This is a genomic window from Timaviella obliquedivisa GSE-PSE-MK23-08B (genome assembly GCA_019358855.1).
Classification (GTDB): Bacteria; Cyanobacteriota; Cyanobacteriia; order Elainellales; family Elainellaceae; genus Timaviella; species Timaviella obliquedivisa.
Window position 1 is genome coordinate 223689 of sequence record JAHHII010000006.1, and the last position, 24359, is coordinate 248047.

21 protein-coding genes are annotated in these 24359 nt (G+C 48.8%); 11 read left to right on the forward strand and 10 right to left on the reverse strand.

From position 1 onward, the window contains the following. Positions 1-103: 103 nt before the first annotated feature. The 4 genes from tig (at position 104) to KME11_13525 (ending at position 4922) form a co-directional block, all read left to right on the forward strand. Positions 104-1687 (forward strand): trigger factor, encoded by a 1584-nt coding sequence (tig, locus tag KME11_13510; protein ID MBW4516226.1) that lies wholly within the window; start codon positions 104-106, stop codon positions 1685-1687. Between the two features lie 192 nt (positions 1688-1879). Beyond that, positions 1880-2587 (forward strand): ATP-dependent Clp endopeptidase proteolytic subunit ClpP, encoded by a 708-nt coding sequence (gene clpP, locus KME11_13515; GenBank protein MBW4516227.1) that lies wholly within the window; start codon positions 1880-1882, stop codon positions 2585-2587. Positions 2588-2596: 9 nt separating this feature from the next. Further along, positions 2597-3931, forward strand: coding sequence for an ATP-dependent protease ATP-binding subunit ClpX (gene clpX / locus KME11_13520; protein MBW4516228.1), 1335 nt, complete (start codon positions 2597-2599; stop codon positions 3929-3931). A 118-nt stretch (positions 3932-4049) separates the two neighbouring features. Next, a complete protein-coding gene (locus KME11_13525; protein ID MBW4516229.1) occupies positions 4050-4922 on the forward strand; it encodes an alpha/beta hydrolase in 873 nt (290 codons plus the stop codon). Positions 4923-4924: 2 nt separating this feature from the next. Here KME11_13525 and KME11_13530 read toward each other — a convergent pair whose 3' ends face one another. From KME11_13530 to pstS, 5 genes are all read right to left on the reverse strand, one after another. Next, positions 4925-5830, reverse strand: coding sequence for an alpha/beta fold hydrolase (locus tag KME11_13530; GenBank protein ID MBW4516230.1), 906 nt, complete (start codon positions 5828-5830; stop codon positions 4925-4927). 57 nt (positions 5831-5887) lie between these two features. Beyond that, positions 5888-6709: a phosphate ABC transporter ATP-binding protein gene (pstB, locus tag KME11_13535; protein MBW4516231.1), complete on the reverse strand. Its 822-nt coding sequence runs from the start codon at positions 6707-6709 to the stop codon at positions 5888-5890. 55 nt (positions 6710-6764) lie between these two features. After that, on the reverse strand, positions 6765-7661 hold the full coding sequence (pstA, locus tag KME11_13540) for a phosphate ABC transporter permease PstA (protein ID MBW4516232.1): 897 nt from the start codon (positions 7659-7661) through the stop codon (positions 6765-6767). Positions 7662-7690: 29 nt separating this feature from the next. Beyond that, positions 7691-8647, reverse strand: coding sequence for a phosphate ABC transporter permease subunit PstC (gene pstC, locus KME11_13545; GenBank protein MBW4516233.1), 957 nt, complete (start codon positions 8645-8647; stop codon positions 7691-7693). A gap of 172 nt (positions 8648-8819) precedes the next feature. Beyond that, on the reverse strand, positions 8820-9926 hold the full coding sequence (gene pstS / locus KME11_13550; protein ID MBW4516234.1) for a phosphate ABC transporter substrate-binding protein PstS: 1107 nt from the start codon (positions 9924-9926) through the stop codon (positions 8820-8822). Positions 9927-10112: 186 nt separating this feature from the next. Here pstS and KME11_13555 point away from each other — a divergent pair, with 186 nt between their 5' ends. From KME11_13555 to KME11_13565, 3 genes are all read left to right on the forward strand, one after another. Further along, positions 10113-10517, forward strand: coding sequence for a DUF393 domain-containing protein (locus KME11_13555; protein ID MBW4516235.1), 405 nt, complete (start codon positions 10113-10115; stop codon positions 10515-10517). A gap of 133 nt (positions 10518-10650) precedes the next feature. After that, the gene (locus tag KME11_13560; protein MBW4516236.1) at positions 10651-10767 is read left to right on the forward strand and encodes a photosystem II reaction center protein I; all 117 of its coding nucleotides are present in this window, start codon (positions 10651-10653) and stop codon (positions 10765-10767) included. A gap of 149 nt (positions 10768-10916) precedes the next feature. Beyond that, positions 10917-13373 carry a DUF3769 domain-containing protein gene (locus KME11_13565; GenBank protein ID MBW4516237.1) on the forward strand — a complete coding sequence of 819 codons (2457 nt, stop codon included), beginning with the start codon at positions 10917-10919 and terminating at the stop codon, positions 13371-13373. Between the two features lie 15 nt (positions 13374-13388). Here the strand turns inward: KME11_13565 and KME11_13570 are convergent, their stop codons facing one another. After that, a complete protein-coding gene (locus tag KME11_13570; GenBank protein MBW4516238.1) occupies positions 13389-14063 on the reverse strand; it encodes a ComF family protein in 675 nt (224 codons plus the stop codon). A 302-nt stretch (positions 14064-14365) separates the two neighbouring features. Here KME11_13570 and infC point away from each other — a divergent pair, with 302 nt between their 5' ends. Next, positions 14366-14893 carry a translation initiation factor IF-3 gene (infC, locus tag KME11_13575; protein MBW4516239.1) on the forward strand — a complete coding sequence of 176 codons (528 nt, stop codon included), beginning with the start codon at positions 14366-14368 and terminating at the stop codon, positions 14891-14893. Positions 14894-14899: 6 nt separating this feature from the next. On the opposite strand, the gene KME11_13580 is transcribed toward infC, so the two are convergent. Continuing rightward, positions 14900-15847 (reverse strand): glycosyltransferase, encoded by a 948-nt coding sequence (locus KME11_13580; GenBank protein MBW4516240.1) that lies wholly within the window; start codon positions 15845-15847, stop codon positions 14900-14902. 182 nt (positions 15848-16029) lie between these two features. Here KME11_13580 and KME11_13585 point away from each other — a divergent pair, with 182 nt between their 5' ends. Next, positions 16030-17241: a glycosyltransferase family 4 protein gene (locus KME11_13585; GenBank protein MBW4516241.1), complete on the forward strand. Its 1212-nt coding sequence runs from the start codon at positions 16030-16032 to the stop codon at positions 17239-17241. Between the two features lie 102 nt (positions 17242-17343). Next, a complete protein-coding gene (locus KME11_13590) occupies positions 17344-19356 on the forward strand; it encodes a hypothetical protein (GenBank protein MBW4516242.1) in 2013 nt (670 codons plus the stop codon). Between the two features lie 57 nt (positions 19357-19413). Here KME11_13590 and KME11_13595 read toward each other — a convergent pair whose 3' ends face one another. After that, complete coding sequence (locus KME11_13595; GenBank protein MBW4516243.1) at positions 19414-19611, reverse strand: hypothetical protein; 198 nt, start codon at positions 19609-19611, stop codon at positions 19414-19416. 188 nt (positions 19612-19799) lie between these two features. Between KME11_13595 and KME11_13600 the strand changes: the two genes are divergently transcribed. Continuing rightward, positions 19800-22961 carry a hypothetical protein gene (locus KME11_13600; protein MBW4516244.1) on the forward strand — a complete coding sequence of 1054 codons (3162 nt, stop codon included), beginning with the start codon at positions 19800-19802 and terminating at the stop codon, positions 22959-22961. A 28-nt stretch (positions 22962-22989) separates the two neighbouring features. Here KME11_13600 and KME11_13605 read toward each other — a convergent pair whose 3' ends face one another. Continuing rightward, positions 22990-23127 (reverse strand): hypothetical protein, encoded by a 138-nt coding sequence (locus tag KME11_13605; protein ID MBW4516245.1) that lies wholly within the window; start codon positions 23125-23127, stop codon positions 22990-22992. A gap of 614 nt (positions 23128-23741) precedes the next feature. Further along, positions 23742-24125, reverse strand: a complete 384-nt coding sequence (locus KME11_13610) for a CAAD domain-containing protein (protein ID MBW4516246.1) — start codon at positions 24123-24125, stop codon at positions 23742-23744. Between the last annotated feature and the right edge of the window lie 234 nt (positions 24126-24359).

Genomic DNA, 24359 nt, shown 5'->3' on the forward strand with positions numbered 1-24359 from the left:
TTTCACTCCTGAGCAGTTGAGTCAGAATCAGCTACTATAGCTAATTGCGGCAAAGCTGACTAGTTTCAGCCCCATAAGAAGCGACACGCAACGAGAAATTCTAATGAAAGTTACCCAGGCAAAGCTCCCCGCCAGTCAAATTGGTCTAGAAATCGAGATTACCCCTGAGATGTCATCAAAGGCTTACGAGAAGGCTCTCCAGGAGTTTACTCGGAATGCCAACATTCCTGGGTTTCGGAAGGGCAAGGTGCCCCGACAAGTTCTGCTACAGCGGTTTGGTTCGAGCCGAATTAAAGCCACAGTGGTTGAAGATCTGATTCAAGACAGCCTGAAAAAGGCAGTTGAGACCGAAAAAATTCAAACAATGGGTCAGTTTAGCCTTCAATCGTCCTTTGATGAGTTGGTAGAGCAGTTTGAGCCAGGTGCGTCCCTAACCTTTGCTGCCGCGATCGACGTTCCGCCTGAGGTCAAGCTGGGTGAATACACAGGATTGACCGTTAAAGCTGAAGAAGTGAAATATGACCCTAGCAAAGTAGACACGGTGCTAGAAGATTACCGCAAACGGGCTGCCACACTGGTTCCAGTCGAAGGACGGGTTGCTGAGCAGGGGGACATAGCGATCGTGGACTTTGCAGGGCGGTTTGCAGATGCGCCTGAAGGCGAAGAGCCGGGTGAAATTCCAGGGGGAAGTGCTGAAGATTTTCAGATTGAACTTTCTGAAGGCAAGTTCATTCCTGGGTTTATTGAAGGAACTTTTGGAATGAGTCCTGGAGAAACAAAGGAAGTCGAAGTGACTTTTCCAGAAGGCTATCCGCAGGAAGATTTGGCAGGCAAACCTGCCGTGTTTACGATTACTCTTAAAGAGCTAAAAGCTCAAGAGCTTCCCGATCTGGATGATGATTTTGCTCAGGAAGTGAGTGCCTTTGAAACCCTGACAGAGCTACGAGAATCGCTAGAAACTCGTTATCAGAAAGAAGCCGAGCAGAAGACCAAGAACAATAAGCAGGAAGCTTTGTTGACTGAGCTAGTGAAGCATATTGAGGTTGAACTGCCTGAAACTTTGGTGAAACAAGAAATTGATTATTCTGTCACGCAAACAGCGATGCAGTTTAGCCAACAAGGGATGGACGTTAAAAAAATGTTTACCCAGGAAATTGTTTCTATGCTGCGGGAACAGGCGCGTCCTGAATCTATTACTCGAATTCAGCGCACTCTGGCTCTAGGGGAAATCGCTAAGCAGCAATCTTTAGAGGTAGAGGCTAGTGCCATTGAGGTCAAAATGAATGAAATTTTGGCTGAGTATGCTGGGCAGGATCGAGAGATTGACACAGAACGTCTGCGGGAAGTGGTTTCGGAAGACTTGCTTAAGGATAAAATTCTAGGCTGGTTAGAAGAGCAAAGTTCTATAGAACTAGTCCCAGAGGGGTCACTGGAGCCTGCTGAGGAAGAATTGGAGGAAGATACAGAAGAGGCAGAGGAAACAGTTGTTGAATCAGAAGCAACCTCTGATGATGCGATCGATGTTGCCGCTGAGGTGGTAGAAGAGGTTGCTGATGAAATAGCTGCTGATGAAATAGTTTCTGATGAAATAGTTGCCGATAAAGCGATCGCCGCCGAAGTGATAGAAGAGGCTCCTGCTGAAACCCCTAAAAAATCGAAGGGAAAATCTGGCAAGCAAACGTCTTAATCTGAATCGAAGTAGGATAGGGGAGAATGAGGCGGTTCTTGGTAGATATCTCAAGGCGATCGTGGTTCATTCCTCCCTTAGGTCTAGGGCATTTAGTGCCTAATTGTTGGGTAGAGTAAGGGTGCTTAGGTCGGCAAACCCCATAAAGCCGATTTCTATCTCAAAACAAGCGTTCACTGTATTTCAGGTCTTATGCCCCAGTCTAAAGATTCCAAGTTTTCCCCGTCCAGCCCCAGAGATTTTGGGTTTAATGCCTCTATCTCGTACCCTGTTTCCTCCACCATTGAGGTGCGAAACGTTGTGCCAATGGTGCTAGAGCAGTCAGGGAGAGGTGAGCGCGCCTTCGACATTTACTCTCGCCTTCTGCGTGAACGCATTATTTTTCTGGGCACTCCTGTCACTGACGATGTTGCAGATTCGATCGTGGCTCAGCTGCTTTATCTAGATGCCGATGATCCTGACAAAGATATTCAAATCTATATCAATTCGCCAGGAGGATCGGTTTCGGCAGGAATGGCAATCTACGATACAATGCAGCAGGTTCGCCCCGATGTCGTTACGATTTGCTACGGTCTGGCGGCAAGCATGGGCGCATTTTTGCTGTCAGCAGGCGAACATGGAAAACGGCTATCCCTGCCTAGCGCTCGGATTATGATTCATCAGCCCTTAGGAGGTGCCCAGGGTCAGGCAGTAGATATTGAAATTCAAGCCAGAGAAATCCTGTACATTAAGCGTACTTTGAACGAATTGTTGGCTTATCATACGAAGCAACCTTTTGATAAAGTTGAGGCTGATACAGAGCGCGATTTTTTTATGTCGGCAGAAGAAGCTAAGGACTATGGTCTGATTGATCAGGTTGTCACTCGCAAAGATTTACCCACAATTACCGCAGTGAAATAAGGGGCGAATATGTCTAAGTATGACTCCCATCTCAAATGTTCGTTCTGCGGCAAATCGCAGGAGCAAGTTCGGAAACTCATTGCCGGGCCTGGCGTTTACATTTGTGATGAGTGCGTTGACCTCTGCAACGAGATTCTAGATGAGGAGTTGTTCGACTCGACCGCAGCCGTCCCTCAGCCTTCTGCACGGAGAGATGGACCAGAGAAGCGTCCGGCTCGCTCTGCTAATATGTCGATGAGCCAAATCCCTAAGCCGCGTGAGATCAAGAAACATCTTGACGGGCACGTGATTGGGCAAGATGAGGCGAAAAAAATTCTTTCGGTAGCGGTTTATAACCACTATAAGCGTCTAAGCTTTTTGCAGTCTAAAGGAACGGCAAAGAACGAAGACCCAGTAGAGTTGCAAAAGTCGAACATTTTACTGATTGGTCCTACGGGCTGCGGTAAGACTTTGTTGGCTCAAACTTTAGCTGAAATGTTGGATGTACCCTTTGCTGTGGCAGATGCGACAACTCTGACCGAGGCAGGGTATGTGGGAGAGGATGTTGAAAATATCCTGCTGAGGCTGCTCCAGGTTGCAGATTTGGATGTGGACGCAGCACAACGCGGCATTATCTACATTGATGAAATCGATAAAATCGCCCGCAAGAGCGAGAATCCTTCAATTACCCGAGATGTGTCAGGAGAAGGGGTTCAACAGGCGTTGTTGAAGATGTTGGAAGGAACGGTTGCTAATGTGCCGCCGCAGGGAGGGCGCAAGCATCCGTATCAGGACTGTATTCAGATTGATACAAGCAATATTTTATTTATTTGTGGTGGAGCGTTTGTGGGTTTGGATAAAGCCGTAGAACAGCGGATGGGCAAAAAGTCGATGGGCTTTGTTCAGCCGGGTGAGGGGCAGATGAAGGAGAAAAAATCGTCGGATGTGCTAAAGCACCTAGAGCCAGACGATATGGTGAGGTTTGGAATGATTCCTGAGTTTATTGGGCGGGTGCCCGTGATGGCAGTGGTGAATCCGCTGGATGAGGATACGCTGACGGAGATTTTGACAGAGCCAAAGAATGCTTTGGTGAAGCAGTTCCAGAAACTGATGCGGATGGATAATGTGAGCCTAGAGTTTAAGCCAGATGCTATTCGGGCGATCGCTAAAGAAGCATTCCGCCGCAAAACTGGTGCCAGAGCGCTACGTAGCATTGTTGAGGAACTCATGCTGGATGTCATGTATGAGCTACCTTCTCGCAAGGACGTAACTCGTTGTGCCATTACTCGTGAAATGGTAGAAAAGCGATCGACTGCTGAACTGTTGGTACATCCTTCCTCATTGCCTAAGCCAGAGTCCGCATAGAATTCTTAGGATTTTACAGATAAACTTAATTTAGTTTGAGCGGAGGTTACGCCAGGCTGACCCTTAGCGATACCTATTTTTGCCTTTTACTACTTTTTACTACCTTCTAGATTAGAAAATGCCTGAGATTAATATTCGTGGTGTAGATCACTACTACGAGTGGATTGGAGTTCCGGGACAGCCTGTGCCGTCGGGTAAGCCCGTGTTGGTCTTTATTCATGGCTGGGCAGGCTCAACTCGCTACTGGCAGAGTACAGCCCTGGCGTTTGCTGAGCGGTTTGATTGCCTGCTATACGATATGCGAGGGTTTGGGCGATCGCGTCTCCCTCGTCCTATTCCTTCTGAAGTAGAGGCGATAGGCTACGAACTTGACAGCTTTGCCGATGATTTAGCGTTGCTGCTGGATGGGTTAGGAATCGAGAAAATTTATCTGAATGCTCACTCTACGGGTGGCTCAGTCGCAGTCATTTTTCTTAACCGTTATCCACAGAGAGTTGAGCAGGCAATTTTGACTTGTAATGGGGTGTTTTCGTACAATGCCTTGGCTTTTAAGACATTCCACTTTTTTGCAGGCTACGTGGTTGCTTTTCGCCCTCAGTGGCTCAAAAATATTCCAATGGTCGATCGCCTCTTTATGGCGCGCTTTGTTCGTCAACCCCTAGCCCCAGCAGCAAACCAAGCGTTTCTAGAAGATTTTTTGATGGCAGATCCTGAGGTAGCGCTGGGAACGGTTTATACGGCGGTCAGTAAAAAAGCTGCTGAAGAAATGCCCAATGAGTTTGCTCAGCTAACGGTGCCGACGTTACTAATTTCGGGGGAGTTTGACCAAATTATTCCGGTAGAGCTAGGACGAACAGCCGCAGCCTTGAATGATCAGGTCAAACACGTGGTGATGAAGGACACGGCTCACTTCCCGATGTTGGAAGACGTAGAGACTTACCTAGAGGTAACGCAAACATTTTTAAAGGAAGGCGCGATTGCGCTAGCCTAAGTTCATGTCTTCGCCGCTAGCCAGTTGCTCAAGATAGCATTCACCTGTTCTGGAACTTCGTCTTGGGGGCAATGTCCAGCGCCTTCGAGGGGAATGAACTGCTGGACAGCCGCATATTTTGCTAACTCCTGACCCAGGGCGATCGGTTCCCATGGATCGCGATCGCCCCACAGCAGGAGGGCAGTGCAAGGTAGCACCTCTAGCAAGTCCTCAGGCAGAGGGCCCTGAGAGTACCGAGTAAATGCCAAAAATACATCTGCGGCTCCGGGTTCAGCAGCCGGAGCCATTAGCATATCTACTAGCTCATCAGTCACCGCTTCAGGATGAGCATAGGCTTGTAGAAGGATTTTGCGAACGGTTTTAGGTTTAGCGAGGAGATTAAAAAACCTGTGCCCGATCCAACGAATGCCTAAGATATTTTGCAAGATAGGGGTACCGAGGCTGCGATACCAGGGGAGAGTGCTGCGACGGCGATCGTGTAACAGTCGCAGCGAACAGTTCAACATTGCTACTTCTCGCACCCATTCTGGATAATCAACTGCCGTTTGCATGGCGACGATGCAGCCAACAGAATTGCCGATCAGGAAAGCTGGAGTGCCGACAACTTCCCGGCAAAAATCAGCAATTTGCTGTGCCCAAGTTTCAAATGTGTAGCTTATTTCGGTGCCAGGTGTGGGCTTGGCAGAACCACCAAAGCCAATTAGGTCAATGGCATAGACTCGATAGTGCGTGGCTAGTGCTGGAATATTTTTTCGCCAGTGTCCCCAAGAGGCTCCAAATCCGTGAATCAGAACGATCGCTGCCCCAGTTTCGCCTTGAGTTTGGTAACAAATCGAAAACCCTTGCCACGTCCAGATTTTTGGAGCAGCAAGGGTTTCTGAGAAAGAAGCGATCGGAATAGAAGTCATATCAGAAGAAGAGATAAATTTACATTTCTTTACTTCTTATTCTGACAGGTTTTATCTTTAGCCGAAGCGACCGCTGACATAATCCTGTGTAGACTTTTCCTTAGGATGATTAAAGATGTTTTGGGTGTGATCGTGCTCCACCAAGTAGCCATACCGTCCGCCACTTTCAGACGCTTCAGCGTTGAAGAATGCCGTCATATCAGCGACACGAGATGCCTGCTGCATATTGTGGGTCACGATAATGATGGTGAACTCTTTCTTTAGCTCATGCATTAAATCCTCAACCCGCAGAGTTGAGATCGGGTCGAGGGCAGAACAAGGTTCGTCCATGAGAATAACTTCAGGCTTGATGGCGATCGTCCGGGCAATGCACAAGCGCTGCTGTTGTCCTCCTGAAAGCGACAAACCGCTTTGCTTCAGCTTATCTTTCACCTCTTCCCAAAGAGCGGCACTTTTAAGCGATCGCTCTACCAACTCATCCATGTTGCCTTTATAGCCATTAATCCGCGCCCCAAACGCAATATTGTCGTAAATCGACTTAGGGAATGGGTTAGGCTTTTGAAACACCATGCCTACCCGACGGCGCACTTCTACTGGGTCAGTTTGCTTGGCGTACAGATCAATGCCTTCAAAGGTGATGCGACCTTCAACTCTAGCGCTAGGGATCAAGTCGTTGAGGCGGTTATAGCACCGCAACAGCGTACTTTTGCCACAACCTGAAGGACCAATTAATGCTGTTACCTGATGACGAGGAATATCCAGGTAGACATCTCGAACAGCATGGAAGGAACCGTAATAGATATTGACTTTTTCAGTGTGAATCACCACATCCGACAGGGAGGGTTGAGTAGAGTTAGATTGAGTATCGGAAACAGCCATAGGTTTCGGAGGATTGACAGGACAAGGTGAAGGACTTTAACGATGTGAGTGCCAACTAACCGAAGGTTTGGCGGCGGGAAAGGCTACGAGCGCCAATGCTGATCACAAGAATCAACATCACTAAGAACAGAGAAGCAGCCCAAGCTAGCTCTTGCTGATTCTGATAGGGCGCGCCCGCAAAGTTATAAATCAACACCGGAAGAGTCGCGATAGGTTCAAGTACGCCTCTAGCGTAGTACTGGTTGAATAATGCTGTAATCAGCAAAGGAGCCGTTTCGCCCGATGCCCGTGCTAGGGAAAGTGTTACTCCAGTCGCAATAGAAGGTAGAGCGGCTGGCAGCACAATTTGGGTAATAGTCTGGAAGTTGGTTGCACCGACCCCGATCGCCCCTTGCCGAGTTTCCATCGGCACCGACTTCAGTCCCTCTTCTGCCGTGCGTTCTACAATTGGAATCATGAGAATGGCTAGAGCAATACCCCCTGCTAATGCCGAGAAGGTACCCGTTACCAGTACTACAACCCCGTAAGCAAACAGCCCCATGATGATGGAAGGTACGCCACTCAAAACGTTGATGCCAAAGCGAACGAAGTTAGCGAACTGGGTGCCTCTAGCAAACTCTGAAACAAAGATTGCTGCCATGACACCAAACGGAACGCTAATTAGCGCAGCAATACCCAAGACGATGAGAGAACCCACGATCGCATTTCCAAAACCGCCGCCTTGCAATAAGGGAGGCGGTGGCAACTCAGTAAACAAGTCAAGACCAAAGCTAGGAGCGCCCCTAGAAATGACTGTCCATAGAATTGAGAACAGAGGCAGTGCCAGCAATAAGGCGCAGCCTGTCACCAGCACAGTCATGAAGGTACCAAACCATTTACGCTGAGGCGACACCTTATAAGACATCGCCTCCTGACTCGAACCGGGATTGGGCTGATCTGAAAGCGGAACCATAGTATACCTGTATCCAAGTGAATGAGAAACTACTCAATTTGCTGGAAGCGACTGATTACAACCTCTGCCAAAACGTTGACAGCAAGGGTTAGCAACATCAAAATTAGTCCGGTGTAGATCAAGGAAGAAAGTTGCAAGCCGCTGGCTTCAGGAAACTGGTTGGCAATCAGAGCGGCGATCGTCGAAGATGGTCCGAAAATCGATGCACTGATTCTGGGTGAGTTCCCGATTAACATAGCGGCTGCCATAGTTTCGCCTAGCGCCCGACCAAGGGCTAGCATGACCGCTCCGATAATGCCTGACAGTGCGGCTGGAAGCAATACTTTTATAATGGTTTCCCAGCGAGTCGCACCGAGCGCCAATGACCCTTGGCGAAGCTGAGGCGGTAAAGAAATTAGGGAATCTCTTGAAATTGCAATGATGATAGGAGAAATCATAATGCCCAATACCAAGCTTGCCTGGAAAAGACCTCGGATATCAGGAGCCGTGCTAAAGAGAGGAATCCACCCAAAAACTTGGTAAACCCATCTTAGGATGGGTTGGATGGCTGGAACTAATACAAAAATGCCCCACAGCCCATACACAACGCTAGGGACAGCGGCAAGCAGTTCGATGATAAATGCGACTGGTGTCCGAACACTAGGTGGCAGAAAATCTTCGCTGAGGAAAATTGCTACACCGACACCCAGAGGCACTGCAATCAACAGCGCAATTATAGAACTCATGATGGTGCCGTAGATTTGAGGCAATGCGCCGAATATACCTTCAACAGGACTCCAGCGATTGGTAGTGATAAATCCTAGACCAAATTCGGCGATCGCCGGACGAGCAGTAGAAAACAATGAGGCTGTAATCCAAAGCAAGACAACTGCAATAAAGCAAGCAAAGGCGCAAGTTAAACCCAAAAATATTCGATCAATTAATCGAGCGATCGCGATCGACTGTTTCTCGTCTCCAGTGGACTCATTTGCTATTGACGAACTCATAAATTAGTCCTAAGAGAACAAAAAGCTCAACCTGAAACTTTTAATTAAGACCCTAATTAAGGTAGTCCTGAAACTAATTTCAATCTGCAATAGGACGCAAGTTTGCTGTCCCTGCCCACCAGCCAGTCCTACGGGTTTTGTGATTGCACCCGTAGGACTGACCAGTTAATCTCTATTTAACTTGAATCTTGGTCACAGCTTCGGTAACCTTACCTTTCACGCCAGCAGGCAAAGGAATGTAGCCCAGTTCATTGGAGTACTGGGTGCCATCGGTCAACGCCCAGTCAATAACTGAGGTCAACGCCTCTTTCTTGGCAGCATCTTGGTACGTGGGATATACCAACAGCCAGGTCAGGCTGGTGATGGGATAAGCCCCAGGATTGGCAGAGTCTGGCACTTTAAGTGCCAGGTCGGCTGGAATCTCCTCACCATCAAAGGCTAGAGCACCTGCTTCTGGGGAAGGAACAATAATTGCGCCAGATTTGTTTTCAATGGCAGCCATTGAAATGCCGTTTTCTTTGGCGTAAGCATACTCCACATATCCCACAGAGCCTTCAGCCTGCTGCACTTGGGCAGTCACGCCTTCGTTACCCTTGGCGCCAGTACCCACCGACCATTCCACTGTCTTGGCACCGCCTGCCTTCCAGTTAGGGCAGGCTGCATCTAGGTGAGTGGTAAACACTGCTGTAGTGCCGCTACCATCCGAACGATACACAAAGCTGATGGGTCTGTCAGGAAGAGTTGTGCCAGGGTTAGCGGCGGCGATCGTTGGATCATTCCAATTGGTAATTTCACCCGTAGCAATACCACAATAAGCTTCCCGTGAAAGCTTCAAGTCTTTTACTGTGGGTAAGTTGTAGGCAAATACAACTGATCCTGCCGTCATAGGCACCTGAATAGGGTCAGCACCATATTTTGTCTTGAACTGCGCTATCTCATCATCTTTCAGAGGTTCATCAGAAGCGCCAAAATCAACAGTACCCGCAAGATACTGCTCAACGCCCGCTCCGCTTCCGACCGATTGATAACTGACCTGGACTCCAGGTTGAACCTTGTTGTATTCAGCAAACCAACGTTGATAAACAGGAGCCGGGAAAGTAGCCCCTGCCCCATTCAACGATGCAGATGCAACGGTACCACCTGCGGCACCACTTGTAGCGGGAGATCCACCAGTGGCTGAGGGAGCTTCAGAAGTAGTGGATTGACACGCAGCAAAACCTAGTGAAACCACTGCCAAAGAAGCCAAGAAAACCCGACGCTTTAAGCGATTTGAAATCATATGTTCCTATCAGTTCGTATATTCTTGTTCAGGGTCGCGCCTGAATATTAGCGTCCGATGGTAAAGAAGAACTGAGCATTAGGTAAAGAACAGTTTAAGTTTACAGAAAATTTATTACTAAGGGACTCAGCGCTATGCTGTAAATATACCGACAACTAGAGTTTCTACGAGGCTTGAACTCACGATATGTATGATGTGATATATGACGGAAGCTGTAACTTGTGTGTCAATTTGGTCAAAGCCCTGGAACAACTCGATCGCGGTGAGCAGTTTCAATATGCCCCTATGCAAGATCAAAGAGTTCTAGAGCAATACGGCATCACGCCAAGCGACTGTGAAATGGGAATGCTGCTCATTCATCGCGAGAACCCAACGCAGCGCTGGCAGGGAAGTGATGCGGCTGAAGAAATTGGTCATCTGTTGCCGGGGGCTCAAGGGATTGTGGCGGCTTATCGGGCCATACCTGGGGTGAAATGGATGGGCGATCGCTTCTATGAGCAGATCCGCGATCATCGCTATCCCCTTTTTGGTAAACGAGAAACCCTCTATCAATCTAGCTATCCCGCTTGCGATACTGGAACTTGTTCTTAAAAATTGCTTCTATAAAAGTAGCCCCTACTTCTATAAAAATACCCTTTAGAGATTGATTCAGTAAAAGGGTGCAACGTTTCGATAATATAAGAAGGATTATTTTTTAGAACACCCCGCTGGCGGAGGCTCGCTCATGCTGACCCTTAAAATTGTTGTTTATATCGTTGTCGGTATCTTTATCTCGCTCTTTGTATTCGGCTTTCTCTCTAACGATCCCTCTCGTAACCCTAACCGTCGGGATATGGAATAGGCTCTTTAGAAACCGGATGTAGGCTTGGGGTGTAGTGTTTTTACTCAAGGAAAGAATTCCTATTCCCCTTTCCCCGTCCCTCAGACCCAAATTGCTGAGGATGCCTAGAATCCTGCAATTGGGCTGCTTGCTATGTTCGCCTAAAGATTATGCCTTACCCGGTTTTACCGCCCCCTCCCCCTCCTATTATCCAACCTCAATCACAACGGGAATCTGTTCCCTTTGTCCAGGTTGATAACGCTTATTTCTCAGCACCTACAGCGCCAGAGTTCAGTTCTACAGTCCAATTGCGCCAACCCCTAGAGGTTGGAGTGAGTCACAATAACGTCAAACCTGAGAGTTCTCAGACCCTTCGTATTCAGGTTCCTGTTTCAAACGAAAGCTTAACTGAGACAACTGAAGTATCTCAGGACATTGTGCCAACACCTGCGCCATCGCTTCCTTTGCCAAGCGAGGCACTACCGTTACCGACTCAAGTGCCGCCACAAGCCCCGACTACGCCCGACGAGACTGTACCCACTCCTACTCAGCTAGATGAAACTTTGCCTAGTAGAGTTCTACCAGAGGGTGTTTTACCGAGCGAAGTTCTACCAGATGAAGCTTTGCCAGATGACGCATTACCAGAAAATGTATCACCCGATCGCGTGATACCCAATAACATTGAGCAGCAGCTTCCTTCAGAAATTCCCCGATCGCCCTTACCCAGTAATACGCCAGCAACTCCAGTTCCCAGGCTACCGCTTCCTATTCAGCCTGTGCCAGGGGCAGAAAACGTGATTGAGCTTAATGCCGATCGCCAAATTTATGACGAGCGTGACCAGGTTTACCGCGCTCAAGGTAATGCAGTGCTGCGTTTTCGGGGAGCAATACTCAGTGCCGATCGCATTCAGGTCAACGTGCCTAACCGCATTGTGGTAGCAGAAGGGAATGCAGTCCTAACTCGCGGACAGCAGGTGATTAAGGGCGATCGCCTGGAATATAACTTGGTACAGGGCGAAGGCACATTCCTGGGAGCAAGCGGCGAGTTAGATTTGGGGGCGGCTGAATCGGATTTTTCTTCAGCCCTGCCAACCGATGATGCAGCCCAACGAGTTGCGACCCAAACGACGGGCAATCGCGTGACGGCGGCACAGCCCGTACAGGTCACGGGTGCGAATCCAGGCATCATGTTTGGGTTAACAGCGGGTAACAATCGCAACAATACTCCGACAGGAACAACGGGTGAAGTACGACGACTGCGCTTTGAAGCAGAACAAATTGACTTTACGGCTGAAGGTTGGCAAGCCACTAATGTCCGCATTACTAACGATCCCTTTTCGCCGCCAGAGCTAGAGTTGCGATCGAGCCGTGTGACTTTTACTCGCCTATCGCCGACCCGCAGCGAAATTCGGGCGCGTCGTCCGGTTGCAGTGTTTGATCAAGGGCTAAGGCTACCTTTGCTACGCGATCGCATTGTATTAGACAGCAGCGAGCGCGAACCTGGCTTATTGCAATTTGGCTTTGATCAAGACGATCGCGGCGGTTTTTTTATTGAGCGCACCTTTCAGGTGATCGCCAGCCCTCTGGTCAATTTCAGCATCACGCCGCAAGCATTATTACAACGCAGTTACGACCAGGGCAATTTTTTTGAGCCATCCTCTTTTGGCTTAACCTCTCGCCTCAATGCCACCTTAGGTCGCAATACCTCAATTGTGGGAAACGCAGTTTTTACCAGCCTGGATCTTGATGATATAGAGAATTCTTTACGGGCAAGCTTACGGGCACGCCAAAGAATTGGGGATCATACCCTGGCACTGGAGTATACCTACCGCGATCGCCTTTTTAACGGCTCTCTAGGTTTCCAGAACGTTCAGAGCAGCGTTGGATTTGTCATCACTTCCCCCATTTATACGCTTGGCAACACAGGCATTAACCTCAGCTATCAAGGAGGGGTGCAGTACATTAACGCCAATACCGATCGCCCTGAGCTTTTGGCAATATCCCGCGAAAACGATCGTGCTGACCTGACTCGCTACCAAGCCAGCGCCTCGCTCAACCGTCCCTTTACTCTCTGGCAAGGCACCGCTCTTCCCTCCACTCCCACCGAAGGGTTGCGTTACAGCCCTGTGCCCATCACGCCTTATTTGGCGATCGCCCCTGGGATTACAGGCGTATTCAGCGGCTACAGCAATAATGAAACGCAGTCGAGCTTGACAGGATCAATTGGATTATATGGACAATTTGGTCATTTTTCTAAGCCGATTTTTGACTACACAGCGTTCAATATTTCATACTCCAACCGACTACTGAGTGGAGAATCTCCCTTTCTGTTCGATCGCATTGTCGATGAACGAGTTCTTTCGGCAGGCATCACCCAACAGATTTACGGCCCCTTTCGCGTCGGCATTCAAACAGCACTCAACCTAGACACAGGACGACAAATTGATACAACTTACTCGCTAGAATATAAGCGTCGCGCCTATTCTTTATCCTTCAGCTTTAGCCCCGTGCGAGAAGCGGCAGCCGTATCGCTGCAAATTAGCGACTTTAACTGGACAGGCGACCCAGGTCGGTTTTCGGGGTTGGGGGCAGATACTGTGGATGGCGGAGTTAGGACAAGAAATTGATGGCAGCCTGATCCCTTATTCCGATCGCTTGCCAGCAATTGCCACTGCGCTTACGCCCCAGACCGAAATTTGTTGCCGTCGTAGCACCTGTGCCGCCGATCGGACTGTTGCCCCTGTCGTGTAGATATCATCTACCAGCAGTACTGTCCCAGTCGGGCGCTGCCGCAAAAAGTCCTTTCCTAGGGCAAAGGCTCCTGCTAAGTTTTGCTCCCGTGCTTGGGGCGATAGCTTAAACTGCGCTTCTGTGGCTTGAATCCGAGCGAGTCCATGGCGTTTCAGCGGCAAACCTGCGGCTTCACAAAAAGATTGGGCAATCAGTTCGGCTTGGTTAAAACCCCGTTGCGCAATTTTGTCAGGATGCATTGGGATAGGAACGACAATCACAGAATTTTTGATGGGAAATTTAGCATTAAGCCACGCTTGACCCAGCCACTGACCCAAAGGACGAGCTAACTCAGGATGATTTTCATATTTAAGGGAGGCGATCGCCCGTTTAAGCACCCCGCCATATTCGCCCCAAGCTATGATCGGCAAAGAACTTTGCTGATACGGCTGGATTAATCGACATTGCTGCAACTGCCGCTCACAGGTAGAGCAAATCACTCTAGGCGCAGATCGGTTACAGAGTGGACACTGAGACTCTAAAAAGATATCTAGCCAGCTTCTGAGACCTTTAGCCCAACCGTCCATAATGGCTCATCCAATTAAGATATACTCAACGTTCAGCGCTGAGAATTTGTAGGGCTGTATTTGTAGGAGTGTGAATTGTAAGACTATGAATTCCAATATTCACGACCTCAGCATTAACTCTGGTAATAAAACTGCACAGAAGGCGAAAGAAGGTCGCTAGAATGGCTGTAACAAATCTATAGTTCCACTTTTCTAAGTGGGACTTAACATGATTGTTATCCTAGGTCTAACTCAAGTAACGTCAAGCTACAAACTGTAAACCTACACTTTACTCACAGAGCAAAAAACATCAGAAATACCCTATGGCTTTGATCAAGCAAAATCGCGATTTACCAACCATCAACGAACGGATTCGATTTCCAAAAATTAGGGTCATTGATACAGACGGTGGGCAACTTGGCATCCTAACGCCACGGGATGCCCTGCGCATGGCAGAAGAAAAAGAACTAGATCTTGTTTTAGTAAGCGATAAGGCTGACCCGCCCGTCTGCCGTATTATGGACTACGGTAAGTTCAAGTTTGAGCAAGAGAAAAAGGCACGCGAAGCCCGCAAGAAGCAGCATACTTCCGATGTTAAGGAAGTGAAAATGCGATACAAAATCGAAGACCACGATTACAACGTTCGCGTGACCCAGGCTGAAAGGTTTCTAAAGTCAGGTGATAAGGTCAAAGCAACGATCATGTTCCGTGGACGAGAAATTCAGCACAGCGACCTTGCTGAAACGCTGCTGAAGCGGATGGCAACGGATCTTCAAGAGTTCGCTGAAGTCCAGCAGGCTCCTAAGCGGGAAGGACGAAACATGATGATGATGCTTTCTCCTAAAAAGTAAGTTCTTCTAAGCTTTGATATGTCTTAGAAGATGAAAGGCTTGCTGACGGAAGCCTAAGGGCAGCAAAGATAGTCCAAGCCCCGCTAAGTGTTTAGTGGGGCTTGATGTTTTGCCTGCCCGCACTAAAGTTCGCCCAGTTTGGGTTTCTCCCGTTTCAATCAACCGCAACCCCAGCAGCAACTGGGTTTCAGCAAGGCGCTTTTGACGCACCTTTTCCAGATCCTGCTCTTCAAAGCGGAAGTTTTCTAGATAGCAAATTTTGTCTGTGAGATAGGGAATAGCGCGATCGATGCCTTGTTGTTCAGCGTGGAACCGATACTCCATCAGGCGATCGCCCCAGTAAAACGCCTGCTTTCCTGCCAGTGCCAGGCGCACTAACAAATCATTATCTTCGCAGTTTTGAATGTTGGGGCGCATGTAACCCACATCTAACAAGGCTTGCCGCCGAAATAAGGTTGCGCCGATCTGTAGGCATTGTTGGACAAACACCACTTTTAATAGACTTTTGATTCTGCCGTTGGGTAGCTCAGTGCGTCCCCATTTTTTAGAATTGGCATCTGTCATTTGCAAATCCCGATCGCCCTCACTATTAATCACCCAATGATCGGTGCTGACAAAATCAATTGGAGGATTGTCATCCAAAATTGCGGCAGTCTGAGCCAGAAACTGAGGGGTAAGGCGATCGTCATCATCAAACTTGATGAAGTACTCTCCGGTTGCAGCTTCAAACCCCGATCGCATGTTGTTGCTCTTACCAATGTTTTGCAGATGGCGAATGTAGTGAATTCTGGGATCGGCATACTGCGCCAATAGTTCTGCGGTACCATCTGTAGAACCGTCATCACAGACGATCAGTTCAAAATCTAATTCGGTTTGTTCCAGCACGCTGTCAATTGCTTGGGGCAGCAAATGAACACGGTTATACGTGGGAATACAAACGCTAATTTTGGGCACGGTCAATACTCCACAGAGGTTAACTTAAGAGGTCAACTTGAGATGATCTCGAACTAAAAAGTCTGGGAATCTTAAGCTTGCGTTCGACGGCTCTATGGTTCCCAGAGGCTCTGTGGAGGTAACGGAATCAGGCTGTAGAATCGCAGTCCGCTCATTTCAGCTATCCGCAGCGATTTCTGTCCATGAATATTTTGATGCTCTCCTCGACTTTTCCCTACCCGCCTTCCCGAGGTGGAACTCAGGTGCGGACGTTTAATCTACTTAAGTATTTAGGACAAAATAATTGCGTGACTCTAATGACCCAGCGATCGCCTGATGTCACCGATGAGGAAATTGCAGGACTGAGCGACTGGGTAGGGGATCTCAAAGTATTTCCGCGTCGTCCAGATGGCGGAGGCGGTATTGCCGCAAAGCTTCAGCGTTTTGGGCAATTTGCCCTGAATGGTACGCCGCCCAATGTCCAGGGACTTCACCTTAAAGAAGCACAGGACTGGATTGATGCTTCAGTTGCAGCGAACAAGTTTGACGTGATTACCTGTGAACACAGCGTTAACGAGATTTTTGTGCGCCCTGAATGGCGATCGCACCTGCGGACAGTGGTTGATATTCACAGTTCTGTCTACGGCACCTGCAAAAATCAGCTTGAAACCCAAACGTCTGAAAATGCTTGGCGCGATCGTCTTAATCTGCCTCTGCTTAAACGCTACGAACGCCGCTACTGTACTAAGTTCTCCACCCTTGTTGTCACGACTCCCGACGATCGGCAGCAAATTCAAGAATTTTGTCCCCATGCACCCATCGCCGTCATTCCCAACGGCGTAGATTTTAGCCACTTTCCCTATCGCACTGCTGATCCTGGCGGTCATCGCCTCGTCTTTATGGGCGCAATGGATAACGTTGCTAATATTGATGCGGCAAGATTTTTCAGCTGTGAAGTTTTTCCAAACATTCGGCAGCAATACCCGGAGGCGACCTTAGAACTCGTTGGCGCTCATCCGGTGCCCGAAGTTCTGGAATTAGCCAATCATCCTGGCATCTGGGTGACGGGCAAAGTGCCTTCAATGGTGGAGTATCTCCATCAGGCGACGGTTTGCGTCGTGCCCATGCGAACGGGCTTTGGCATCAAAAATAAGACATTGGAGGCGATGGCGGCGGGAACGCCCGTGGTGGGAAGCGATCGCGGCTTAGAAGGACTGGCGGTAGATGGAAGCAGTCCCTTGCGTGCCCTAAGAGCAAACCAAATTGAGGAATACTGTGGGGCGATCGGTCGGCTATTTGAAGAGCCTCAACTTCGGCAACACCTTTCACGAGAAGCACGAGCGCTGGTAGAACGCGAATATACTTGGGAACAAGCGGGTCAGCGGTATGAACAGGCGATCGTGGGCACCGGATAAACAACGTGTGTTTTAAGTTGAGGTTGAAATGAGTCGTGAAATTAACCCGGAAAAGTCGAGTAATTCTAGAAGTATGAGAAACAGTCGAACCATTCTAGAAGTATGAGAAACAGAGGATCTGCTCCTATTCCGTCCCTGCGGTCAAGTCGGCTTCAAGGTCGGGTGCTGAGTCAAGTTCCCGTTAAAGTTCCTGTTAAGGTCAAAGTGTTGGTTTCGGAGCAACCGACGCTTTCCCAACCTACCCATCCAGTGCAGATATTCGTCTCAGAGCAACTCGCTGTCCAATGTGCTCCGCCCGATCGCCCCAAAGTCAGCGTTCTGGTTACTCATCCCCAACCTTTTTGGCAACGCACACTGCGTCAACCCATGCCCCAAGCTCATCCACAAAAAACAGGCGGTTGGAAAGTCAATCTTCTAGTGACAACACTTTTGCTCAGCGCTCTTGTCGGGGTGGGCGGCGGTGGCTTTCTAGCGGCACAGTTCATCTTTAACCCCAAGCTGAACTGGTTTCCTGGAAATCAGCCGCCTGGAGCAGAGCATTCTGCCCAAACTTTGAAGGAAATTCAGGCGGAGGCGTACAAAGCAGGAGTTTTTGTAGGAAGTCCGCTTTACATCAGCACTTATCCTGGCTTTCAAAAAGGGGCATTGGGTCAAAAGGACTTCCTGCTACCCATCTACGCTTCTTCGATGTTGGAGGCACTGACTGAGCTCCGGGTCTACCGAGAAATAAAGATAGCAGAAAAGACTGTTTTTGAGTTGAAAGATCGAATTGCGATCGAGGGCCCTAGTGAAGCAAAGGCGATCGCTCCTCTGACAGCATCGGCTCAAATGATTCAAGGCTCCGATCGTCTCTTAGCTTTAAACGAAGTCGATTTTGTTGAAGGCAAAGCTCCAGCTTTAGGCATTTGGCTCCAAATTAGTGGCGAATGGGCACGGAGTGGTAGCCAAGTTGCTTATGGACGAGTGTTGCACTATGACCCAATTCGGGCGCGCTTTCAGACCCTCCTTACGTGGACAAGCCCCGCTGGAGAACTGCCCCGCTGGCAGCAAATTACGGGAGATGCTCGAACAGAACTTTTGGTTAATCAAACGGTGGGTTTGGAACCGCATTTCCAGGTGTATCAGATTAAAGCGCGGAAGTCGATGGCAGAGGCATTGCAACTGGTGGCGATCGCTCTGACCCAGCCTGCCATTAAAGGGCGCACCTACGAAAACGCATTGCTGCTAGCACGAAATGGTTTGTGGGCATCGGCAAAAGAGCTTTTAGAACTTGTCAAACAGAACAACGCTTGGTCAGCCGCTGCTCAGTCTCAACTAGATCTAGTCAAACTTCATGTCCAAGCTACTAAGGCACAAGCCGACCGAACTTGGGCAAGCCCTACCCAGCAAATCTTGGCGCTACTGATGGATGGTCGTTGGACAAAAGCCCTGAGCCAACTTAAAACTACTCACCAAAATGGTCACGACATCGTCAATTTTCTCAACACTAACGCCGATCATCTTCTACCACGGGTTGAAGCTTCTCTCTTGGTCAATCCTGGTGAAGCCGATGTTCTGCGCTGGGGCACGTTAATGAAAGCGATTCAGACTAACAATCGTGATGCTGTCGTTTGGCTGCAAAAGCAACAAGCTCCGGCAGACATTCAGCAAATTTTGGCATTGCTCAGCTTACCGATCGACAGTACTTTCACCACCCAAAACAGAGAGCGACCGAAGCCCAGCCCCAAACTTCCAACCAAAGTAGCAGAGAAAAGCTCGAGTCCTGCTCGCCCCGTTCCTACTCCTGCTCGCTCCGTTCCGACTGAATCACCCAGGTTGAACCCATCTCAAGACTTAGGCTCTGAGCCACCAAACTTACCTTCCCCCCAACCGATCGCTCCATCCCCCACTGCAACTTACAGTCCTGCACATGAGTTTCAGCCCGTTATAGAGTCGCCTACAGATATCCAGATTTCGCCTGCTCTACCCGAAATTCCGAAGAAGGGAGATCAGCCTCCAGTTGAGCCGATTGACCTGAGTGAGCCGACTGACCTGAGTGAGCCGACTGACCTGAGTGAGCCGACCGAGCCAACTGAGTCGATCAATAAAATTGATCCGAAGCAGTCAGAACTTTAAATGCATAGAGTAAATGCATAGAGAAGAAATATCTCTGAAGTTTACTCAGGATCTAATTCACTCAGAATCGACCAAGTGAGAGTTAGGAGGCGTGATTTTAAGAATGGGTAACCGATCGCCCCGAAAAACTTCCTCACTCGCTACTCCTAACTCTTGTATTGCTGTGGCGATCGCTCTCGCCCCCAATAGCCCTAGCAGGATGGGAGTTGTGCCCAAGCCCACCCAAACCCCTGCCCATTGTTTTGATGTCTTCATCGTTACAACCGCCCTCGCGTCTCCTAATTTAAAGTCCAAACTTCTCTTGATTCCCAATGCCCACTGCTGTAGCTTATGGTAAAACATCATTAAGATAACGTGAGACTTATGCCGTATTGCCAAGTTGAGGGTATGCTTTATCGCTATGCTCCAGCGTCTGTGAAATCCGCGAAAGCGGTAGGGTTTTCATGTCCAACACTGCTCAAAAGTACTCCTTCTCAGGTCAAGAATCATCGTTAGGTCGATGGATTATCGAAACGATCGGCTTACCCGGAATGCGGCTCAAGCTACAAGTTCGAGGCAATGACCTACGCATTCTTTGTGAAGGAGAACCTTGCCCCAGGCGCACCGACATTCAGTTACGGTTGATTCCTGCTCTTCAGAAAAAAGACCTCAACGCCTTAATTCCAGCTTATCACCCACAGATTTATCGAATTCAGCTTTATGGACGGCTAGGAGGACAACCTGCTCCAGACTGGAAAGCTTCAATTCACCTAGACCAACTCGATCGCCACCTAGAACAACTCAAGCGCTCCCTACAGCTTTCGCCACAGCCAGAGCCAGTTAGGGCAGCAAAAGAGCTAGAGGAACAAAAAGAGCCCCTGTTGCCAGAAGCTTCTGATCCTTTTATTACAACCGCAGAAGAAGCGGCTCTGTTCCTCTCTAACCGCAATTTGGCAAAGCGCGGCAACGAAATGGCGATCGCTCTCTACCTCAGCGAAGCCCTGATCGACTTGGGCGTTGCAGTGCAAGTGAGCGCCAAAACTCTCCCTTATGCACCTGCTGTTGCCATCCATGATGTGCCCGATGCCCCCGATTTATGGACAATGAAGCGGCTTTGGGTAATGTGCGAAGCGCCCTACAGTCCAGAATCATCTTTAATTAGCGAACCTTTGACCCAAAAGCTCCGCGACTTAGAGGTTGAGGGTTTCCGCGATGCTGTCATCATGTTTCGGGTGTTAGGCGAAACCAAAACTGACTGGCTGTTACGAGTAGACCTGACCCCATCAGGGGAAATGCTGCGCGACTGGGCAAGGTGGGGCGATGCAGAGGCAATTCAACGATTACTGAGCCAGGCATTGCAACCTATTGGCTTTCAAGTTTGTACAGCAACCTTGACCGACTCAACGCTGCATTTATATTGTGCTACCTTGCCTCTTTCTACGACAGTTCCTGATCAAAAGCAAATTCGTGCGGAAGTAGGTCTGTTCTTGGAAGCCCTTGCACCTCAAGGCATTCACGCTGCCACCTTATCTGGGCAGGTGAAAGGAAGCGAGGCTTCAGAATGGGTGGAACGGCTAGATTTGCCTGCGTCAGTGCATTCGGAGTTAGCAGAGCCTGTGTTGACATTGGCACAGAAAAAAGATTGGGGGGCGATCGCCTTCTTGCTCCATCGCTTGCTCAATCCTAATTTGGAGCAGTACTTATCAACCGGCGGGACGCGGCTTCAGCTTTTGCCAAAAAACGATCTGCTGCACATTATGAGCGAGGCTTATCTTTGTCCGGATAAGCAAGAGGTGTGTCGGACAGTAACTCGGTTTTTAGAGCCGCTTCAGATTCCTCACTTGTCTGGGGTGCGCATTTATGGGCGGCGATCGGGCGAGAAGCATCCTCTATGGCAGTTCGGGTCAGACTTTATCAGCCGCGATTGCCTCGAACCCGAATCCATGCCAGAGTTCCTCGCTACAGCAGATCATCTCAATGACCTACTGCCTCAAGAAGAAGATTTAGACTTGCCCTTGACCGAGATTCAGGTCACTTGGCAGAAGTCGCGAAACTGGCTCCATGCCATGGCTCAGAATGCATTGACCCGATCGCAGCTTTTTACGGTACCACCAGAAGTTCAAACAGCGATCGCCCTCCCCGGACAAGTCAGCTACCAAGGAACGAAAGTTGCCCTGGTTTGGAGCGCGATCGGGATTGTATTGACGCTTCAAACTAATTGGTTGTTAGGTCAAGTTGTGCGTGCCCAGCCCAAGCAAACGGTGGCACAGACACAGCCTATTGTCGTTTCTACATCCAGCCCAGCCATCTCCGCGCCCACAGCTTCTCCTCAGCCTCCAAATGAGGATGTTTTCAACTCCGACAGCTTTACCCAACTTGCCTCCGAACCTGCGACTAAAGGCTCTATCAGCACAGGCACGGATTCTACTGCTGCGCCAATCTTGCCATCCTTGCCCTACACGCCCCCCAATCCAAAAGCCGATCTTGCTACTGCTGCGCTCCTGACCCAGTTGCCTTTACCAACCTTTAACAGCCGCCAAATAGACGAAAAGATCCAGCTTTACTATCAGTATTTAGAAAAATTTGGTACACCAGATGTGCTGATAGTCGGTAGTTCTAGGGCACTTCGGGGCGTTGATCCGATCGCGCTAAAAGAAGCCTTAGCCGACTTAGGCTATGCCAACGTTAAGGTCTTCAACTTCGGTATCAATGGTGCAACGGCTCAGGTTGTCGAGCTATTGGTTCAGAAAATTTTAACCCCCGAACAGCTTCCCCGGATGATTTTGTGGGCAGATGGGGCACGGGCATTGAACAGCGGTTCGGTAGACGCGACCTACGAGGGAATTGTGTCGTCTGAGGCTTACCGTCAACTGATGGCGGGTACGTTGCCCATTCCTAAAACGGCTCTTGCACCGGATGCACCCACCGACACCCCGATCGCTCCCCGGAGCAGCATTAACCAAACCTTGACCGAGAGCTATGCCACGATCGATCGCAAGTTTAGCGAGCAGTTGTCCAATATTTCGGGCACCTACTCAGAGCGCGATCGCTTAAAAAATCTCTTTCAGCAGCAATTTGGGGCTTTTCTACCACAGTCTGTGCCAATTGAGCCTAAAGGAATGACTGCCCCCGTTCAATCGCCTCAGCACACTGGCTCCACCCCAGCGCCTAAACCTAGTGAGCCGCTGGTAAACAGCGACGGGTTTCTTTCCCTACCTTTGCAGTTTAACCCGGCAACCTACTATCAAAAGTACGCCAAAGTTGCTGGCTCTTATGATAGTGACTACGAGCAGTTCCAAATTGCGGGCAAGCAAGAGGCGGCTTTGCAATCGTTGCTTCAGTTTACTCAGGCTCAAAAAATTCCAGTCGTGTTCGTTAATCTGCCTTTGACCGACCAGTATTTGGACTCCGTGCGATCGGAATATGAGCAACAATTTAAGCAGTCTATGTTAAGCCTTTCAATGAGTCAATCAAGTGGGTTTACGTTTAGAGATTTGGGCGATCGCTGGGTCACAGCACACCGCTACTTCTCCGACCCTAGCCACCTTAATCGCTATGGAGCCTATGCAATTTCTAAGCACCTCGCCCAAGACCCGATGATTCCTTGGATAAAGGGGAAAAAGTAAGAACCGAACCAGAATCAGAATTTCCTGACTATTGCCCCAACTTACGGCTAATCTCTAGAAAAATATCCCGCCGCACATAAGGATAATCGGACACACACAGGTTGTACTCTGGCAAGTAAATATCCGACACATTGGCAATGCGTCCTAAGTCAGCCCGTTGAGACATCCGGTTAGAGGAATGAGTTCTTCAAATTTGTCAGAGGAATCAGCATAAAAGGCTAACGGAGAAGCTCGGTAAATCTAATCGATCGACTTGCGGATAATGCGAGGAGTAATTTCTCAAGAACTGACAATGACTCATTGTCCCATGCTCGATAAAAGTATATCCACTGATTTTTTCTGGCTTTCAGAAAACAAGTTCAGTGCTTATGAGGACGTGGCTCTAGTGCCGCTTAGGACACAATCAAAGCAATTCTGAAGAACGCATTCGGGAGAGCTAAGCAACTAGGGGGCAATTCTGTTGTTTTAGCTTTTCTGGTTAGGAAAGCGTCCTTGCAGTTAAACTGCCTGACCTCGGGGGCTTATGAGGTCAGGCTATTTTTTGTCTACCTGACTTTTGACTTTATTCATGGCGTAGCAGGTATCAATGCTGTAGGCGGCATAACTAGGAGCAGGAATCGCCTCTTCAGCCCTTTCGTGGTCATTAAACTAGGGTCATTAAACCAACAGTTCCTTGAACAAACAGAACTTTCTGTCATCAAAATAGCCCCCCTCCCCAAACAGGAGAAGGGCTATGGAAACAAGCTCCTTTTGAGATACCTGTCAGGAGTTAGTCAGAGTTTAGATCTCAGAGCGCTTACCTAAAATTTGCTCTTTAAGAGCCTCAAATCCTTCACCCAATTCTTTGCGAGTAGATTCTTTCAATGCATAGCGGTAAATGAACCAAGCAGAGTAAGAGATGCCTACTAACTCAAATAACGGAGATAACAAAGGAATATCATTAATTGCTCCAATAATTGCCAACAAAAGCTTGACTGCAATAATGGATGCAATCACAAGACTGACAGTAATAATGGGACGGCGATATTCTCCAAAGAATTCTGTCAAATAGTCGGGCAAATTTGCTAGGAATGTTGAGATTTTATCGGTGGCTTCTTTCCATTGCTCGTTAGTTTCAGACGACGAGTAAGAAGTCAGACTTCCCCGTTCTTCGTTATCATTCATGATTATTTGCTCCGTTACGTATTCTGGCGAGTTGGTATCTTGCATAATCTCAGACTCCATATTGATACCTCTTAATGGCAATCTAAACAACTTTATTGTGAGAGAATAGCTCAAATTTGAACTAGCGCCAACCTTGAGTTACAAAATTGTTCTTTTTTGAGGATTAGGGGAACAGACCTAAATGCTAAGGCTGATTCAAACTCGGCTCGCTTGATTCATTCTTCATTCCAACGG